Source organism: Streptomyces sp. PT12, from assembly GCF_003311645.1.
GTDB lineage: Bacteria > Actinomycetota > Actinomycetes > Streptomycetales > Streptomycetaceae > Streptomyces.
Map to the genome: position 1 here is coordinate 1 of NZ_QEST01000104.1, position 465 is coordinate 465.

The window sequence follows — 465 nt, forward strand, 5'->3', positions numbered from 1 at the left end:
CCCGACGTCCTTGCCGGTCACTCGATCGGCGAGATCGCCGCGGCCCATGTCGCCGGGGTTATGTCCCTTGAGGACGCCTGCACGTTGGTCGCCGCGCGTGGCCGCCTGATGGGTGCCCTGCCCGAGGGCGGTGCGATGGTGGCGGTGCAGGCCCCGGAGTCCGAGGTGCTGCCGCACCTGACCGAGGGAGTGAACATCGCCGCGGTCAACGGCCCCGACGCGACGGTGCTTTCGGGCGACGAACAGGCCGTGGTGGCCCTCGCCCAGCGGTGGAAGCACAAGCGGCTCACGGTCAGCCATGCGTTCCACTCGCACCTGATGGACCCCATGCTGGAGGACTTTTGCGCGGTCGCCGAGTCGTTGACCTACCACCCCGCCCAACTCCCCATCGCGGGACAGCCGGAGAGGATCGACGCCGCCTACTGGGTCCGCCACGTCCGCCAGGCCGTCCGCTTCCACGACGCC

1 protein-coding gene is annotated in these 465 nt (G+C 70.5%); it reads left to right on the forward strand.

Features of this window, described 5'->3' with window-relative positions; all coding sequences use genetic code 11:
- Positions 1-465: acyltransferase domain-containing protein (locus DEH69_RS12510; protein WP_113687026.1), on the forward strand; the 465-nt coding region annotated here is incomplete at both ends.